The sequence below is a fragment of the Paenibacillus dendritiformis genome (genome assembly GCF_945605565.1).
Lineage (GTDB): Bacteria > Bacillota > Bacilli > Paenibacillales > Paenibacillaceae > Paenibacillus_B > Paenibacillus_B dendritiformis_A.
Genome location: NZ_OX216966.1, coordinates 1,479,445 through 1,492,741 on the forward strand (window position 1 = coordinate 1,479,445; position 13,297 = coordinate 1,492,741).

Sequence of the window (13,297 nt, forward strand, 5' to 3'; positions counted from 1 at the left end):
TTTTGCGTTCATATGAGAAATAGGTTTGATTTGCTTCTTGACACCATCTGGAACTTTCTTATAATCATTAATATCACTTATTATTACTTACTATTACTTAACTTCACTTAAATGATGGGAGAGAAAAGCATGTTTCAAGAGGAACGGCTTGCCGCTATTATGGAACATCTGCGGCTCAATAAGCGCATCGAAGTCGAAGAAATATGCGATTTGCTGAATGTGTCGCGCGATACAGCAAGGCGAGACATCATCAAGCTGGAAGAGCGGGGCTGCATTATCCGCACGCGCGGCGGCGCCATTCTGCCCACGTTATCGAAGGAGATGCCGACTTACGAACAGCGTCTGCAGAAGGAGACAGCGTCCAAGCAAGGGATCGGACGCTTGGCCGCCTCGCTGCTGCGCGATGAAGATTACTTGTATGTCGATTCTTCCACGACCGTGCGTTATTTGGGGGAATTTATGACCACGAAGCGGAACGTCGTCGTCACCAACTCCATTGACATGGCCGGCATGCTGGCGGCGAAGGATGAAGCTCGGATTCATCTGCTCGGCGGTCTGTTATACAACGGACAGCGTATGATATACGGCCCGCGCGCCATTGAGATGATGGGAGATTATCACCTGGATAAGGCCTTTATTGGCACTTGCGGCTTATCGCCGGAAGGCTTGACGACGGATTTCGAGGAAGAAAGCTATCTCATCCGTCAAGTTCTGCGCAGGGCCGATCAAGTGATTGTGCTGGCCGATCATTCCAAGTTCGACAAGCAGATGTTCCACCGTGTAGCGGGTCTGGAGGACATCGACATCATCATTACAGATCGGGAGCTGGGTGAAGCGTGGTCAAGGCAGCTGGCCGAGGCAGGCGTGGAACTGCTCGTGGCGGACGGGGGAGTACAGCGTGATTCATAGGCTCATCTGGATGGGATGTCTCTCGTATGTCGTGACCGGCGTGACGCTGGTCATTATGGGCGCCGTGCTCCCCGAACTGCTAGCTAACTACGGCCTGAACTATACTGATGGCGGACTGCTCATTTTCGTGCAATTTCTTGGCATGCTTACCGGCGTGCTCAGCATGCCGGCGATTTCACGCCGGTTAAGCCGCAAGCGGGGCGTCATTCTCGGACTGTTATTCATCAGCTCCGAGCTGCTTCTGTTTTTCCTTCCGCCCTGGCCTGTTGTCATCGCATTGGCGGGGTTGGCCGGCGCCGGCGCAGGGCTGCTGGAATCTTGCATCGGCACGATTATACTTGTCGCCGTGAAGGAGAAGCAGGCGATCGCCATGAGCAAGCTGGAAGTCACCTTCGGCATTGGGGCTCTGGCGATTCCGTTCGTAGCCAGCTTCCTGATCGCGCGCGGCATATGGACGTATTCGTTCTTGCTGCTGGGGATAAGCGCGCTGATCACGGCCCTGGCCTGGCACAAATTATCATTCGGCAGCACCGATGCGATGCTGACCCGCACAGTGAAGCGGGACGGCCGGGCAGCGCCATCAGCTTCTTATTCCGGCAAGGCGCTGCCGTTCCTCGTGCTGTGCGCGTTTTTTTTCATGCTGTATGGGGGCAGCGAAGTATCGGTAGTTCACTTTTTCCCGTCGATGTTCATTGAAAAATGGGGCATCACCAGTTCCCAGGCGACCTTGACCGTAACCACCTACTGGACGGCGATGGTGATCGGACGGGCGCTCTGTGGCGTGCTCGCGGAGAAGCTGACCTACTATCGCTTCATGTGGCTGACCACTTCAGGAAGCGTAATCGTGCTGCTGCTGTTGCCCTTCAGTCCGCAGGCATGGGCGGGCTTCGTGATCAGCTTCCTGCTCGGACTCGGGATGGCCGGCATGTTCGCGATTATGCTCATCTATGCGAATCAGGCGCTGCCCGGCATGACGGAGCGCACGACAAGCATTTTGCTGGCTGCCAACGGACTCGGCGGCTCGCTGATGCCGATTGCTGTGGGCAGGATGATGGACATCTTCCCGGTTCAGGCGGTCATGTGGCTGTTCTTCGGGGTCATGCTGACGATGCTGCTGCTCGTATTCGCGTCCCGACGCCGGAAGGGCCTGATGATAGCGGAAACCCGGCATACGGTTGCCGTTTGTGAGGAGTAAGGCTTGCTGCGGTTTTCTTGCCGGAGGGAGGGGGATAACATCGTCACGGTTAAATGAGCTGCGAGGAGAGAATGGATCTATTGCAAGCGTCAAACAGGTTATTAAAAAGCGAGTCTCGGCATGTCCGGCGGCTCGTTTTTTTGATTTTTCTGAATTTAATCTCATGGGGCTGACCCAATATTGGGGGACGAAACGGAGACCACCTCGCATAACTCATATTCACCTCTCTACGACAAACAAAAATTGAGCATTGTGTAACAACCAAAAAGGGTTAAGGCCCGGATGAGTAACAAACATGATAGTGACACTCTACGGAGCGTTTATTGAGTAAGATAGGCATAACCGATATTCTTGAATTACGGGAGGTGGACAATATGGATTGCAATAAAGTGGGAAAGCTCATTCTGAGTCTTCGTAAAGAGAAAAGCATGACGCAGAAGGATTTAGCCCATCTTATGAATATAAGCGACAAGTCGATTTCAAAATGGGAACGTGGTTTAGGGTGTCCGGATGTGTCCTTGCTTGGTGAGCTATCCAAAATATTAGGGGTAAATATTGAGAAGATTTTATCGGGGGAGTTAAATCCGAATGAAAAAGATAGAGGGAACATGAGGCACATTAAATTTTACGCATGTCAATGCTGTGACAATGTCATGACCAGTACGGGGGCAATAAACGTTTCATGTTGCGGTAGGGTATTGGAACCATTGCTTTCAAAGCCAGAGGACGATGAGCACGAAATAATCGTTCATGAGATTGAAGATGATTACTTCGTTACAATTCAACATGAGATGGACAGAGAGCATTATATAGCCTTTGTTGCTTATATCTCTTATGACAGGTTACTGTTCATAAAATTGTACCCGGAACAAAACGCAGAATTGCGTTTCCCCAAAATGCACGGCGGAACGTTATATGCATATTGCAACCGACACGGATTGTGGAAAACTGACAAAATGAAGCATGGAACAAGGAGGGTTATCTGAGGTGGGAAAGGCACTACTTATTATTGATATGCAGGTTATGCCTTTTGTATGGAAGAATTACGGTGGAAAACCTCTCTATCAAGAAGAAAAACTGCTTGAAAATACAAAGTGCTTGATTAATAAAGCTCGAAAGAGAAATTCACCCGTTTTCTATATCATGTATACGGAGCCGGAGGGTTCCCCAAGATCTGAGAATCAACCGCTATGGCAAGTACATGAACAGATCGCTCCTGCTGCACATGATCATGTTATTATTAAACATTATGCGGACTCATTTCTTGAATCCGAGCTCAATACCCAATTGCAAGATTACGGTATTGACACATTAGTAATGTGCGGAATTCAAACCGATTATTGCGTCGATACGACTGTGAAAAGTGGTTATTCGCGCGGCTACAAAGTAGAATTGGTAAAAGACTGTCACAGCACCTATGATTCCGATGGATTAACAGCAGTACAAATCATAAACCATCATAATAGCATTCTTGCTCAATTTGCTGCAATTGTTCACTCAAGTGAAGTCCAGTTTTAGAATCCAGACTGATTAAAAAAGATGAGAGGGATAACTCCTGGTCCTTACGTTGAACGACAATTTGTCAGATATTTGTTATTACTCTATCGTGAATGTTACTTGAATGCGTCCTAACAATAAACCGGATTCCTTTGTAAAATGATGAGTCCGGTTTTAGTCGATCACTACCCGATTGTTCCGTAGCCTCCGTGGATACTTGCCTGTTTTTTCACGTTGTTTTTGAAAATACCTAGCTCTTTACAAAGCCGAAGACATTGGGCTAGGAGTTTGTATCCATACACATTTTGATCTATTCGTCACTTACTTTCTCGCCCCGTTTTTGCACATCTAGTTAGCGTGTTTAAGTCATAACACAACACACAATAATTTGCCCCAAATTACGAAAGAAATTTTTACGTTTTTTTGAACAATACAGGTTGACGTTGGCGAATAACCCGATATATAATGTCCACAAGCCTAAAAGAAAACCCTTACATGGACGGGTGCCGGACGTTGGTAACCTGTTCGTACGCAATTATTTGCGCAAATTTGCGCACGTAGATTATTGCGCAAACGTGATGAGAACGCTGCCTCGAGTTATTGCCTGTCATTGATCAGCTTCACTGCGCTTATGCGCGTAATCGTATGTTCCAGAGGTTGAATACTCCAAGGTGAAAAGGGGACAGAATCATGCAGCAAGTACGCATAGGGATGATTGGAGCCCGCGGGCGGGGCGGGATTGCGAAGTATTGGCACAAGCCGGACGGCCGTTCCGTCGTCGTCGGCGCGGCGGATATTTATCCGGAGAAGCTGGAGGAATTCCAGCAGGAGATTAACCCGGATGCCTTCGTGACGACCGATTACCGCGAGCTCATCGCGCGGGAGGATATTGACGCCATCGCGGTCACTTCGCCCGATTTTTGCCATGAAGAGCATGCCGTGGCTGCGCTGAAGGCCGGCAAGCATGTCTTTTGCGAGAAGCCCCTCGCGATTACCGTCGACGGCTGCGATAACATCCTCAAGGCGTGGCAGGAATCCGGCAAGAAGCTGATGGTCGGCTTCAATATGCGGTATATGAATATGTACCGGACGATGAAGGAGATTGTCGATTCCGGTGTCATCGGCGAGATTAAGGCCGTATGGGTGCGCCACTTCGTCGGTTGGGGAGGCTACTTCTACTTCCATGACTGGCACGCGAACTCCGCCAATTCGACCGGGCTGCTCCTGCAAAAGGGCTCTCATGATATCGACATCATTCATTGGATTACCGGGCGCTATGCGACGAAGGTGTCGGCGTTCGGCGGTCTCGATTTCTACGGCGGCGACAAGCCGAACGATCTGACTTGTCCGGCATGCGACGAACGGGAGACATGCACCGAGGTCAGCCCGGGCCGCCTGATCGAATGCGCCTTCCGCGAGGAAGTGAATGTGGAAGATAATAATATGGTCATTATGGAGCTGGAAGGCGGCATTAAGGCATCGTATTTGCAATGCCATTTCACGCCGGACTATCAGCGCAATTATACATTTATCGGGACCGAAGGACGGATGGAGAACAACGAGCTGGAGAACAAGGTCTATGTATGGACCCGCCGCTCGAACAATCCGCGCGAGCTGTCCAACCGGGTGTATGAGATTAAGGAAGCGAAGGGCTCCCACGGCGGTGCCGATCCGAATATTTGCAAGGACTTCGTGGACATGATTCTCGATGGCAAGATGCCGGTCGCGACGCCGCTGGCGGGCCGCATGAGCGTGGCTGTAGGCTGTGCGGCGACGGAATCGCTGCGCAGCGGCGGAGGCGTCGTGCAGGTCTCTCCGGCACCGGATGCGGCTGTGCTCCAGGGCAGCGGCAACTGACACACAAGAAGGAAGCAGGTTCTCGCAGCTCGTGCGGCGAATGTTCGCAACATGGAGAGGCGGGAACCAACAACCTATCTTTGATCTTGTTAAAAATTAACAAAATGTATAATTGATGTATTTTAATTGAAAATAAGCCGGTATCGAGCAGGCCTATTGTCAATGCAGAAAGAAAGGAGAGTGGATGAAAAGTTGACCAAAACGGGAATTACGACGGAGAGCTTCCCGGTGGTTCGGGCGCGCAGATCCTCCCGGGTCTGGCGCTCGATCAAGCGCAACTGGCAGCTCTATGCGCTCATTGCGCCGGTCGTTGTCTACTATATCATTTTTCATTATTTGCCGATGTACGGCGTGCAGATCGCGTTCAAGGACTTCATCGCTTCCAAAGGAATCTGGGACAGTCCTTGGGTGGGCTTCAAGCACTTCGAACGGTTTTTCAGCAGCTATTTCTTTGAACGGCTTATTGTGAATACGCTTACAATCAGTCTGTACACGCTGCTGGTCAGCTTTCCGATTCCGATACTGTTGGCCTTGATGCTGAATGAAGCGAAGGCGCAATGGTTCAAGAAGACTGTGCAGACGATTACGTATGCGCCGCATTTTCTGTCCGTCGTCGTCGTGGTCGGCATGCTGTTTATTTTCCTGAACCCGAGCACGGGCATCGTCAACCATCTGATTGTCGCCTTGGGCGGGGAGCCGATCGCCTTCATGACAGATGCGAATTGGTTCAAGACGCTGTATGTGCTGTCGGATGTATGGCAGACGATGGGCTGGAGCTCGATCATTTATTTGGCGGCTTTGTCGGGCGTCGATCACCAGCTGCATGAAGCAGCGACGATTGACGGCGCGAGCAAGCTGCAGCGCATCTGGCATATCAACATTCCGACGATTGCCCCGACGATTATTATTTTGCTGATCCTCAATCTCGGGACGGTCATGGCGGTGGGCTTCGAGAAAATTTTCCTGATGCAGAACAATCTGAATCTCGCCAGCTCGGATGTCATCTCCACCTATGTGTACCGCAGCGGGATACTGGATGCGCAGTACAGCTTCTCCGCCGCTGTCGGATTATTCAATTCGGTTGTGAACTTCGCGCTCTTGATTATCGTGAACTCGATCGCCAGACGCGTAAGCACGACGAGCCTATGGTAAGGAGGGGGTTGCCATGATCGATCGCTCCATCGGAGACCGTATCTTCGATGTTGTCAATTACGTCCTGTTAACGCTGGTCATGCTCATTGTGCTCTATCCGCTTCTCTTTGTCCTGAGCGCATCCGTCAGCAACCCGGAGACGGTGCTGCGCGGCGAGATGTGGCTGATTCCGAAGCAAATCAACTTCGACGCATACGCCAAAATTTTTCAAAATAAAGATATTCTCCTTGGTTACGGCAACACGATTCTATATACCCTTCTCGGCACGGCCATCAATCTCATCATGACGATATGCGCGGCGTATCCGCTCGCCCGCAAAGACTTCCTCGGCCGGGGGCTGATTACCGGCATGATCGTATTCACCATGTTCTTCGGCGGCGGGCTCATTCCTACGTACTTGCTCATCAAAAACTTGAATATGCTCGACACGCTGTGGGTGATGGTGATTCCGAACGCCGTCGCGGTCTGGAACATCATCATTATGCGCACCTTCTTCCAGCAAACGATACCGGGCGAGATTCAGGAGGCGGCCATGATTGACGGATGCAGCCATATGCAGACGCTGCTGCGCATCGTCCTGCCCCTGTCGATGCCGATTATCGCCGTTATGGTGCTGTTCTATGCGGTAGGGCACTGGAATTCCTATTTCAACGCGCTGATTTACTTGTCCAGCAAGGACAAATTCCCGCTGCAGCTCATTCTGCGCGAGATTCTGATTCAGAGCGATTCGGGCGACATGATCAAGCTGACGTCGGAATCGGCCGTGAAGATGAAGATGAGTGTAGAGGGATTGAAGTATGCGGTGCTGGTGGTGGCGAATTTGCCGATGCTCGTCCTGTATCCGTTCCTCCAGCGCTATTTTGTCAAAGGCATCATGATTGGAGCTCTGAAGGGGTAACCGACCACAAGCAAAAGGGGGAAATGTTGTGAGATCAAAAAAATGGCTGATGACGACGATGAGCGTGCTGCTGAGCTTCTCGCTGCTGATTACGGCATGCGGGGGAAGCGGCGGCGGAGGGGGAGCCGATGCCGGCAGCAGCGATGAACGGCTCGCCAAGATGAACAAGGAAGGGATGCCGATCGCCAAGGAAAAGATGACGATGTCCGGCTTCGCCGCGAAGTTCTATGCTTCGGCGGACTGGAGCAAGCTGATGCTCTGGGAAGAATACGAGAAGATGACCAATATTCATATCGATTGGGAGACCGTGCAGGTCGACAGCTTGAAGGAGAAGCGCAACATCAAGCTGGCCGGCGGCGATTATCCCGAGATTTTCTTCGCCTCCGCCTTCGCCAAGAGCGATCTGATCAAGTACGGAAGCCAGGGCACCTTCCTGCGGCTGAACGAGCTGATCGACGAGCATGCTCCGAATTTCAAGGCGTTGATGGACAAATACCCGATCGTGAAGCAGGGCATTACGATGCCGGACGGCAGCATTTACGGACTGCCGACCGTGTTCGACCCGGACTTCAAGTCGCTGTTCTACGGGACGCCGTGGATGAAGAAGGAATGGCTCGACAAGCTGGGGCTGAAGCCGCCGACCAATCTGGAGGAGCTGCATACGGTGCTGAAGGCGATCAAGGACGGCGACCCGAACGGCAACGGGAAGAAGGATGAGATCCCGTGGGGTTCCAGGGGCGTCTGGATTATGATCAACTTCCTGAAGGGCTCATTCGGGCTGAACAAGAACGGGACAGCGAATCCGAACGTCGACCTCGATCCGGATACCGGCAAGCTCCGGTTCGTGCCGGCGACGAAGCAGTACAAGGAGCTGCTGCAATATGTCGAGAAGCTGCACGCGGACGGGCTGTTCGACCCGGAGACGTTCACGATGAAGGACACCGACTTGACGTCCAAGGCGACGGCCGGCGTGTACGGCTTCCTGGACGGCGTCAATCCGGAGGCGGTCTACAATCAGGAGGGCTATGTCGGCATGCCGGTGCTGGAAGGCCCGTACGGCGACAAGATCGCGACCAACATCGGATCGCCGCTCGGCAATATCGGCATGTTCGTGCTGACGGACAAGGCGAAAAACCCGGAAGCCGCCATTCGCTGGATGGACCATTTCTACAGCGATGAAGGGGTCAAAATGTTCTTCATGGGCTTCGAAGGCGTAACGTACCAAGTGAATGACAAGGGCGAATATGAGTATCTGGACGCGATTACGAACCATCCGGACGGCTTGAACCTGGATCAGGCGGTAAGCCAGTATCTTACCTGGCCGGGCGGATATTATCCGGGCATGGTGATGCAGAAGTACTTCAAGGGGGCGGAAGGCTTGCCGTCCTCGGTCAAGAATGCCGAAGATGCGCAGCCGCATTCGATTCCGATGAGCGAGGTCTGGCCGGCCTTCAACTTCACGCCGGAGGAGCAGGATGAGCTGACGACCATTCAGACGGATATCCATACGTATGTCGATGAGATGCGCGACAAGTTCGCTTCGGGCGCGGTCGGATTCGATCAATGGGACAATTATGTGCAGCAGCTGGAGAAGATGAATCTGAAGCGTTATCTGGAAATTTACCAAGCGGCGTATGAGCGTTATCTGAAATCGAAATAAACGCCAGCAGCCCCGCGCCGAGTAGTCGGCCGCGGGGCTTGCTGCGTCTGGCCGCGATTACAGCAACGGCAGAATCTCGTCCCAGACCGCATCGAGGATGCTCTGCATATCTCCCTCGTTGCTGTTGATGGCGATCGCCGCGTCCCGGCCGGGGATCACGATGCAGAACTGCCCGTGCGCGCCGTCGGCACGATAGGCCTCATGCGTGCACATCCAGAACTGGCAGCCATAGCCCTGGCTCCAGTCGATGCTGCCCTCATTGTCGATGTGCTTGCGTGTGGCGAACGCAATCCACTCCGCGGGGATGAGCTGTTCGCCTTCCCAAGCACCCTGCTGCAGCAGCAGCTGTCCGAATCGGCTCAGCTCCTCGTTGCTGATTCGGAGCCCCGCGCATCCGAGCGTGACGCCGAGCGGGGATGTGTCCCATTCGACGCGTTCCATCCCGAGCGGCTCGAACAAGCGCGGAGTCAAATATTGATGGACCGTCTCGCCGACGGCGGCTTGTACCATCGCCGAAATCATGAAGGTGTCGCCGCTGCTATAGGTGAACCGCTCGCCGGGAGGACGGTCCAGAGGCAGCGACATATAGTATTTGGCCCAGTCCTTCTCCTGGAGCGACTTCCTCTCGTCGGCCCACAGCGGCGGAGCGTCATGGCCGGAGGACATCCGCAGCAGATCGTACAAGCGGATGCGGCCGGGCTCAAGGGCGGGATCGTCTGCCATTCCTTCCCGCACGTGCTGCGGAAACACATCCCCCAGCGTCGTATCCAATGTTAGCTTTCCTTCCTCGATTGCCAGTCCGACCGCCATGCAGGTGAACGATTTGCTGACCGAGTGCTGCACGCGGCGGATATCTTCGCCCGCATCCCATTGCGCCGCCAGACGGCCGCCTTGCCGTATCCGCGCGGAGAGGACCTTTAATTTTTTCTCGGTTACCCGCTGGACAAAACCGGTTAATACATGAGACATCATCCAGTCCTTCTTTCCAATTGAATTTCGAAATGATGCTGAGAGGAACGCTGGCAGGAAGAGCGGTGTCTCCCTATGTAAATCGTAATAGAAACGTTTCCGCGATAAAGCGCTAAGCTGTTATTTATCATATTACAATCGCTCTCATATCATGTCAACGCACGATAAGCAAGCGCTTTCCCGTGTCCTGTTACATCAATTTAAGGATATAAATAGATAAAATGGGACAAAAGTGATTTTGTTTCAACATTTCTCGAGCTTATTTTTCGAAAAATCATTGACAGGCTCGGGGTCCGAGATCTATGATTTATTCGAAACGATTCGATAAATCGCTTTCACAGGAAAAAAGCGACTCCAAGGCAGTTTGGATTCCCAGGTGCGAGTCCGTTACGAAAGTGGCGAATCGGCGAATCTATGATTTTAAACTTTTGAAAATGAAAGGGATTACATATGGCGCATGTAACGATAGACACCGGCTCAACGACATTGCGAATGACAACGAGCATCCACGTCGTCTTTCCCCTGGAATCTCCGCATCCGTCAGGCAGCACGCTGTATCTGCTGCACGGCGCGGGAGACAATGCGAGCACGTGGCAGCGGCTGACGACGATCGAGCTGTATGCGGCCAAGTACGGCTGCACGGTCATCATGCCAGAGGCGAACCGCAGCTACTACACGGATATGGAGTACGGGTTGGATTATTTTTATTACATTACCGAGGAACTGCCGGAGCTATGTAAGCGCATGCTTCGCATGAATACCGATCCGGAGAGGACATTCGTAGCCGGATTGTCCATGGGCGGATATGGCGCGTTGAAGTGTGCGCTGACCTATCCCGAGCGGTATGCCAAGGCCGTATCCTTGTCCGGAGTGACCGATATGCAGAGGCGTCTTCAAGACCCGGAGATGCCCCCGGGCATGGTCAAGGAGATGCAGGCGGTGTTCGGCCCCGAACTGAAAATTCGGCCGGAACAGGATCTGTACGCCTTGACGGCCAGGAGATTGGAGGAGAAGGGAGCGCTTCCGTCCATCCTGTGCTGCTGCGGCTCCAGCGACCCGTTCATCGAGATGAACCGCGACTTTGCCGGTTATATGCAGGGCAATCCATTGGACTTCCGGTACGTGGAAGGACCGGGAACGCATGATTGGCTCTTCTGGGAAGAGCATTTGAAGACAGCATTTGACTTCCTGTTTGAGGACAAGAACAAGGGAGAGAGAGGAGATGCAATTTGAAAGCCACCGCTTTAGATCCAGACGGACCTGTGAAAGGACATTCGAAGTTCGGAAGCCTGCTTACGCAAATATGGAAGAACAGAATGGTATATACGCTCCTTCTTCCCGGATTGATATGGCTGCTGCTGTTCGCCTACTTGCCGATGGGCGGCCTCTCGCTCGCCTTCAAGGATTATAAGGCCAATCTCGGAATCTGGGGCAGCCCGTGGGTCGGATTCGAAAATTTCAAGTACGTGTTTCGCGATCCGGCGTTCATCGATGCCTTATGGAGAACGCTGTACATCAATATCATTAAGCTGGTCATTCAGTTCCCGTTCCCGATTCTGCTTGCTCTGATGCTGAACGAGCTCCGGATGCGGCGGACGAAAAAACTCTTCCAGACGGTCTTTACGTTCCCTCATTTCCTGTCCTGGATTATCGTATCCGGCGTCGTCATCAATGTGCTGGCGTATGACGGGCTCGTGAACAGCGCCTTGGCGCTGCTCGGCTTGCCGACGATCAACTTCCTCGGCTCGGAGGAGATGTTCGTTCCGATGCTGCTGCTCACGGACATTTGGAAATCGACCGGATGGGGCGCGATCATCTATTTGGCGGCGATATCCGGGATCGACCAGGATCAATACGAGTCGGCCCAGATCGACGGCGCCTCGCGCATGCAGCAGATGTTCCGGATTACGCTGCCGAACATTTTGCCTACCGTTACCATCATGTTCATTTTGTCGGTGGGCGGCCTGATGTCATCGGGCTTCGATCAGATTTTCAACCTGGCGAACGCGGCGACGAAGAACGTGTCGGAAGTATTGGATGTGTATATTTACCGCATTACGTTCCAGTCTTCGACGGACTTCTCGTTTTCCACCGCGGTCAGCCTGTTCCGTTCTCTCATTAATATGATTCTGCTGCTGCTGGCGGACAGGGTTGCCAAAATGCTGGGCGGAGACGGTCTGTTCCGATAAGAGAGGGGTGCAAGGGATGAGCAATACAGCTGCCAAGAAGCAGCATAAGTTCCGCATAGGAAAAATGACGGTACTCGATTACGTTATTTTCTTCCTGCTGCTGATATTCGCCTTATTGATTCTGATTCCGTTTTGGAATGTCATCATGATTTCGTTCTCGACATCGAAGGAATATGCCGATAATCCGCTGATGATGTTCCCGAGAAATCCGACCTTGGCTTCCTACAAGGCCTTGTTCGAGGATGGAAGCATTTTGACGGGCTACTGGAATACGTTCAAGCTGCTTATCGTAGGCTTGCCGCTCAGCCTGTTCCTGACGAGCAGCATGGCTTACGCGCTCAGCAGAAGCAAGTTCCCGGGCAAGAAGATCATCTTCTTCCTCGTGCTGTTCACGATGATCTTCAACGGCGGCATCGTGCCTCTCTACCTGATTATGAAATCGCTCCATCTGACAGGCACGCTGTGGTCCGTCATCCTGGCCGGCAGCTTCAGCGCCTTCAACATGATATTGATGATGAACTACTTCCAGAGTCTGCCTGAATCGCTGATGGAATCCGCAAGGCTGGACGGAGCGGGCGAATGGAGAATCATGTTCTCCGTCGTACTGCCGCTGGCGGCGCCGATTATGGCGACCATTACGCTCTTCTATGGCGTCGCCTACTGGAACAGCTGGTACGACGCGATGATTTTCCTGCGCAAGGCGGATCAACTGCCGCTGCAGAACGTATTGCGAACGATCATTGTCGAGTCGCAAACCAACGCCTCGAACGCTTCCAGCGTCGATGCGGTCGGCAAGCAAGCTTTTTCAACGGGGATGAAAATGGCTGCGGTCTTCGTGACGATGGTGCCGATTATGTGCTTCTTCCCGATGTTGCAAAAGCATTTCGCTAAAGGGGTGTTAACAGGGGCTATCAAGACCTGATTAATACGCATAGAGGTCGTTCAAAAAGTCCGCTTTTGATCACGAAGCC

12 protein-coding genes are annotated in these 13,297 nt (G+C 52.5%); 11 read left to right on the forward strand and 1 reads right to left on the reverse strand.

Annotated elements, in window-relative coordinates:
- Window positions 1–129 precede the first annotated feature (129 nt).
- The 8 genes from NNL35_RS06490 to NNL35_RS06525 all read left to right on the forward strand — a co-directional run bounded on the left by NNL35_RS06490 (window position 130) and on the right by NNL35_RS06525 (window position 9,168).
- A complete protein-coding gene (locus tag NNL35_RS06490) occupies window positions 130–909 on the forward strand; it encodes a DeoR/GlpR family DNA-binding transcription regulator (RefSeq protein ID WP_006677823.1) in 780 nt (259 codons plus the stop codon).
- Window positions 899–2,104 carry an MFS transporter gene (locus NNL35_RS06495; RefSeq protein ID WP_006677822.1) on the forward strand — a complete coding sequence of 402 codons (1,206 nt, stop codon included), beginning with the start codon at window positions 899–901 and terminating at the stop codon, window positions 2,102–2,104. The genes NNL35_RS06490 and NNL35_RS06495 overlap by 11 nt, the downstream gene beginning before the upstream one ends.
- 374 nt (window positions 2,105–2,478) lie before the next feature.
- Window positions 2,479–3,090 (forward strand): helix-turn-helix domain-containing protein, encoded by a 612-nt coding sequence (locus NNL35_RS06500; RefSeq protein WP_006677821.1) that lies wholly within the window; start codon window positions 2,479–2,481, stop codon window positions 3,088–3,090.
- Window positions 3,068–3,622, forward strand: coding sequence for a cysteine hydrolase family protein (locus tag NNL35_RS06505; RefSeq protein ID WP_040732006.1), 555 nt, complete (start codon window positions 3,068–3,070; stop codon window positions 3,620–3,622). The genes NNL35_RS06500 and NNL35_RS06505 overlap by 23 nt, the downstream gene beginning before the upstream one ends.
- A 669-nt stretch (window positions 3,623–4,291) precedes the next feature.
- The gene (locus tag NNL35_RS06510) at window positions 4,292–5,458 is read left to right on the forward strand and encodes a Gfo/Idh/MocA family protein (protein ID WP_006677819.1); all 1,167 of its coding nucleotides are present in this window, start codon (window positions 4,292–4,294) and stop codon (window positions 5,456–5,458) included.
- Between the two features lie 162 nt (window positions 5,459–5,620).
- Window positions 5,621–6,610, forward strand: coding sequence for an ABC transporter permease (locus tag NNL35_RS06515; RefSeq protein ID WP_006677818.1), 990 nt, complete (start codon window positions 5,621–5,623; stop codon window positions 6,608–6,610).
- 13 nt (window positions 6,611–6,623) lie between these two features.
- Window positions 6,624–7,508, forward strand: a complete 885-nt coding sequence (locus NNL35_RS06520) for a carbohydrate ABC transporter permease (protein ID WP_006677817.1) — start codon at window positions 6,624–6,626, stop codon at window positions 7,506–7,508.
- Window positions 7,509–7,536: 28 nt separating this feature from the next.
- Entirely contained in the window at window positions 7,537–9,168 is a 1,632-nt protein-coding gene (locus tag NNL35_RS06525; protein ID WP_006677816.1) for an extracellular solute-binding protein, read from the forward strand.
- A gap of 57 nt (window positions 9,169–9,225) precedes the next feature.
- Here the strand turns inward: NNL35_RS06525 and NNL35_RS06530 are convergent, their stop codons facing one another.
- Window positions 9,226–10,137 (reverse strand): serine hydrolase domain-containing protein, encoded by a 912-nt coding sequence (locus NNL35_RS06530; RefSeq protein ID WP_006677815.1) that lies wholly within the window; start codon window positions 10,135–10,137, stop codon window positions 9,226–9,228.
- Window positions 10,138–10,587: 450 nt separating this feature from the next.
- Between NNL35_RS06530 and NNL35_RS06535 the strand changes: the two genes are divergently transcribed.
- The 3 genes from NNL35_RS06535 to NNL35_RS06545 are packed head-to-tail and all read left to right on the forward strand — an operon-like array spanning window position 10,588 to window position 13,248.
- The gene (locus NNL35_RS06535; protein ID WP_006677814.1) at window positions 10,588–11,370 is read left to right on the forward strand and encodes an alpha/beta hydrolase; all 783 of its coding nucleotides are present in this window, start codon (window positions 10,588–10,590) and stop codon (window positions 11,368–11,370) included.
- Window positions 11,367–12,326 carry an ABC transporter permease gene (locus tag NNL35_RS06540; RefSeq protein ID WP_006677813.1) on the forward strand — a complete coding sequence of 320 codons (960 nt, stop codon included), beginning with the start codon at window positions 11,367–11,369 and terminating at the stop codon, window positions 12,324–12,326. Before NNL35_RS06535 ends, NNL35_RS06540 begins: the two co-directional genes overlap by 4 nt.
- 16 nt (window positions 12,327–12,342) lie before the next feature.
- Entirely contained in the window at window positions 12,343–13,248 is a 906-nt protein-coding gene (locus tag NNL35_RS06545) for a carbohydrate ABC transporter permease (RefSeq protein ID WP_006677812.1), read from the forward strand.
- The last annotated feature ends 49 nt before the right edge of the window (window positions 13,249–13,297 follow it).

What these genes read in the sequence shown, in the direction of transcription:
- NNL35_RS06490 (WP_006677823.1), top strand. Translation starts at nt 130, where the DNA reads ATGTTTCAAGAGGAACGGCTTGCCGCTATTATGGAACATCTGCGGCTC.
- NNL35_RS06500 (WP_006677821.1), top strand. Translation starts at nt 2,479, where the DNA reads ATGGATTGCAATAAAGTGGGAAAGCTCATTCTGAGTCTTCGTAAAGAG.
- NNL35_RS06505 (WP_040732006.1), top strand. Translation starts at nt 3,068, where the DNA reads ATGGAACAAGGAGGGTTATCTGAGGTGGGAAAGGCACTACTTATTATT.
- NNL35_RS06510 (WP_006677819.1), top strand. Translation starts at nt 4,292, where the DNA reads ATGCAGCAAGTACGCATAGGGATGATTGGAGCCCGCGGGCGGGGCGGG.
- NNL35_RS06515 (WP_006677818.1), top strand. Translation starts at nt 5,621, where the DNA reads ATGCAGAAAGAAAGGAGAGTGGATGAAAAGTTGACCAAAACGGGAATT.
- NNL35_RS06520 (WP_006677817.1), top strand. Translation starts at nt 6,624, where the DNA reads ATGATCGATCGCTCCATCGGAGACCGTATCTTCGATGTTGTCAATTAC.
- NNL35_RS06530 (WP_006677815.1), bottom strand. Translation starts at nt 10,137, where the DNA reads ATGTCTCATGTATTAACCGGTTTTGTCCAGCGGGTAACCGAGAAAAAA.
- NNL35_RS06535 (WP_006677814.1), top strand. Translation starts at nt 10,588, where the DNA reads ATGGCGCATGTAACGATAGACACCGGCTCAACGACATTGCGAATGACA.
- NNL35_RS06545 (WP_006677812.1), top strand. Translation starts at nt 12,343, where the DNA reads ATGAGCAATACAGCTGCCAAGAAGCAGCATAAGTTCCGCATAGGAAAA.